This is a genomic window from uncultured Gimesia sp. (assembly GCF_937919775.1).
Lineage (GTDB): Bacteria > Planctomycetota > Planctomycetia > Planctomycetales > Planctomycetaceae > Gimesia.
The window spans coordinates 1-3,367 of the sequence record NZ_CALFPF010000512.1 but is presented as its reverse complement, the minus strand read 5'-3'; the positions used below and the strand labels follow the sequence as shown (position 1 = coordinate 3,367).

The window sequence follows — 3,367 nt, the reverse complement described above, 5'->3', positions numbered from 1 at the left end:
GTATTCATCTCCTCTTTTCAAGAACATTCAATCTTCAGAAATGAGAAGGTGATCAGCACTGTCTCCGGATGGCGTGGAGATAACTTTTCATAACAGTTTCATTGTTTTTTTATTTTTTAAGTTTCCTTTCGGCATTTCTTGGCTTGATCGGGAGCATTGTCACAGAGGCTGCTTTCCACTCGATGTGAGGGGACTGAGTGTTTGTGATTAACGAGTTTCTAAAGTCGTCCCAGGTTCAGTTGAATTGGAGAATCAACAATGTTTGGTATTCTCAATGAGACAATTCTTGCAATTTATGTGCTTCTGACCAAACTGGTGAGAGGATTGCTGGCGCTGATTCGTACGCGGGAGTCTTCCCGTGATGCGAGTGGTCACTTTCTTGATGTTGAGTTTATAACTCAGCAGAGACAGAAAAATGAGATCGTGCGTCAACTGTTGTCTTGTTTGGGAATCGAGCAGCGGTCGCGTGTGCCAGTGAGGGTACGGGATGATCGATGGTGCTTTAAACGTCGTTAAAGTAGATCAACGCACGGGCCATAATTGTTGTAAGCGTATCACCTTTTTCTGGGCTGCTTGAAATTAAAATATGTCGTTGGATTTCATTTCTTCTTTCAGGCATATTCAATTTTGAAACTCTCTGACGCTCCTGTCATTCTAAGAAATTCCTGACAACATGATTTGTGCTGATCTCTTTTGTCCTGATCGGGATAAAACAGAGGGAGGTTCAATTTTGTCTCTGTTGTATGCCAACGCCAAATGGCATCTGACAGGAAAAGGGCTTTTCACCATAGGCGCATAGGAAGCACCTGGAATATGTCTACAGATGTCGCTATCGGGGCTACTCTGGCGTTGATTGTCGGGGTTATCATTGGTTATTTTATCGACCGTATTCGCCGCGGATCTGCTTACCAGTCTTATGCGCAGATCCTGAAACAGGCCGAACTGGATTCAGAAAACCTGCTCAAAAGTCAGAAGCTGGAAGCCAAAGAAGAGTTGTTGAAGCGTCGAGAATCTCTCGAAGAAGAAGTCAATAAGCAACGCGAAGAGCTTTGGTCGATTGAAAAGAAGCTGAGCAAACGCGAGACGACTCTTGAAGATCAACAGGCGGATTTCCTCAAGAAGGAAGCCATGATCCAGACCACCCAGTCCAAGCTGGCTGCCCGTTCCAAAGCCGTCGAAGCCAGAGAACAGGAACTGGAGCGCGCTCTCAAAAGTCAGCAGGAAGAGTTATTTAAAATCAGCGGGCTTGATCGGGAAACGGCTTCAAAAATGCTGCTGGATCGCCTGGACAAAGACCTCAAAAACGAAACCGGTGCACTCATTCTCAAGCATCAGGCTGAGTTAAAACTGTCGTGTGATAAAATCGCCCGCGAGACCATTGGAATGGCGGTTCAGCGGTTTGCTTCCGGTCATGTGGCGGAAACAACGGTTTCTACAGTCGATCTGCCGGAAGAAGAAATGAAGGGCCGGATTATCGGTCGCGAAGGCCGTAATATTCGTGCGTTTGAAAAGGCAACGGGCGTCGATGTGATCGTGGATGACACTCCGGGAGTGGTTGTCGTTTCTGCGTTTGACAATGTACGGCGTCAGATCGGCAAAATGTCTCTGCAGAAACTGGTCAATGATGGTCGTATTCACCCGGCACGAATTGAAGAAGTCGTCGAGGAAACCCAGAAAGAACTCGAAGAGTATATTCAGACCATGGGGCAGAGTGCCTGTCAGGAAGTGAATATTTCCGGCGTGAATCCCAAGCTGATTGATCTGCTGGGGCGGTTACATTTCCGAACCAGTTACAGTCAAAATGTGTTACGGCATTCGATCGAGGTGTCTGCATTAGCCGGCATTATGGCAGAGCAACTCGGGCTGGACGGAACAATTGCCCGTCGCTGCGGGCTGTTTCATGATATCGGAAAAGCAGCCGACCATGAAATGGAAGGGGGGCACCCTGCCGTTGGTGCTCAATTACTGAAACGCTACGGCGAGTCTCAGGAAGTGGTGCACGCCGCTGCGGGACATCACGATGATATTCGCCCTGATTATATCTATACCGTGCTGGTCGCTGCCGCCGATGCCTGTTCGGCCTCACGTCCGGGAGCACGTCGCGATACGCTGGAGAAATATGTCCGTCGTCTGGAAGAACTGGAAACACTTGTTTGCGGTTTTCCGGGCGTTGATCATACCTATGCGATCCAGGCGGGGCGCGAAGTGCGCGTGATTGTCGACGCCGATCAGGTGAATGATCGGGAAGCGGCGAAAATGTGCAAGGATATCGCGAAAGCAATCGAAGACACATTGACCTATCCCGGTGAGATCCGGGTGACTGTCATGCGGGAATCGCGTACGATTGAGTATGCCCGTTAATCGGGAAACTTCAATTTTCCTGTCAACCGGTCAGGTTAGAGCTGACCGGGTAACTGAGCTTGCATCAGAGTTGCGATGGCTTGATCGTCATCGCGCTGATGCTGTTTTAATGCGTGGATCACCTTTTCCCGGCGTTCGATCGGATGGTTCTGGCTGAGTTTGAATTTGCCCTCAATGCGTTCGATCTCAATTGTAAATCCGATGATGGCTTGCAGTAACTGGTCGATGAAACCGGGGTCTGCATTTTGCATCGTCCAAGGCGTAGGTTGTGCCGCTTCATAGAAGCGAACCGTTTGCTCGATTACGTGTTTTAATTCACCGGAATCGTTTATCACAGAATAGTGTCCATAGACATGCACCGCCTGATAATTCCAGGTGGGGACCGTGTTGGGGGACTCATACCAGGTGGGTGAAATGTAGGCATGTGGGCCGTGAAATATCGTGAGTACTTTCTGGAGTGACGCTGTTTCGCTTTGAGGGTTGGCCTTCGCAAAATGCCCTATCAGTCGCCCGTATTTTCCCTGACTGCGGTCCAGTAGAATGGGCAGGTGAGTGGCGTACTGCTCATCGTGCCTGTCGGTCACCAGAGTGGCGAAACTGTGCTGCTCAATAAAATCATGCAGTACCGTCAGGTCAGTTTCAGCAAAAGAAGTAGGCACGTACATTGAGGATGAAGTCCTTTCGGTAGTTTTAAAGGAAAGAAAAGTACGACACGAAGCAGGTTCTGATTATTCTTGAGGCATGCTACTTTGAAACAGATGAGACATGTTTGCCTGACGTCAGGTTCACAGGACTTTCAATTCCGGAACAATTTCTTTACCTTGAAGTAAGTACGATTACTGTAAGGCTGAAACGTTTCTGTTGTAAAGGGATTCTGCACTCATGCCATTTATTGATATTAATTCCGTCAAGCCACTGGAAGTACTCCCCGGCTGCAAAATGCGCACGCCTTTTGGGGAAAATCTAATGTTGTCCTACCTGGAAATGGAAGAGGGGGCCGTTGTTC

The 3,367-nt window shown here is 48.5% G+C and carries 2 protein-coding genes; one reads left to right on the top strand and one right to left on the bottom strand.

Annotation, left to right across the window (positions count from 1 at the left end):
* The first annotated feature begins 813 nt into the window (after positions 1–813).
* Positions 814–2,361 (top strand): ribonuclease Y, encoded by a 1,548-nt coding sequence (gene rny, locus Q0294_RS14710; RefSeq protein ID WP_299466919.1) that lies wholly within the window; start codon positions 814–816, stop codon positions 2,359–2,361.
* Between the two features lie 35 nt (positions 2,362–2,396).
* Here the strand turns inward: rny and Q0294_RS14705 are convergent, their stop codons facing one another.
* Positions 2,397–3,026, bottom strand: a complete 630-nt coding sequence (locus tag Q0294_RS14705) for an FMN-binding negative transcriptional regulator (protein ID WP_299466916.1) — start codon at positions 3,024–3,026, stop codon at positions 2,397–2,399.
* Between the last annotated feature and the right edge of the window lie 341 nt (positions 3,027–3,367).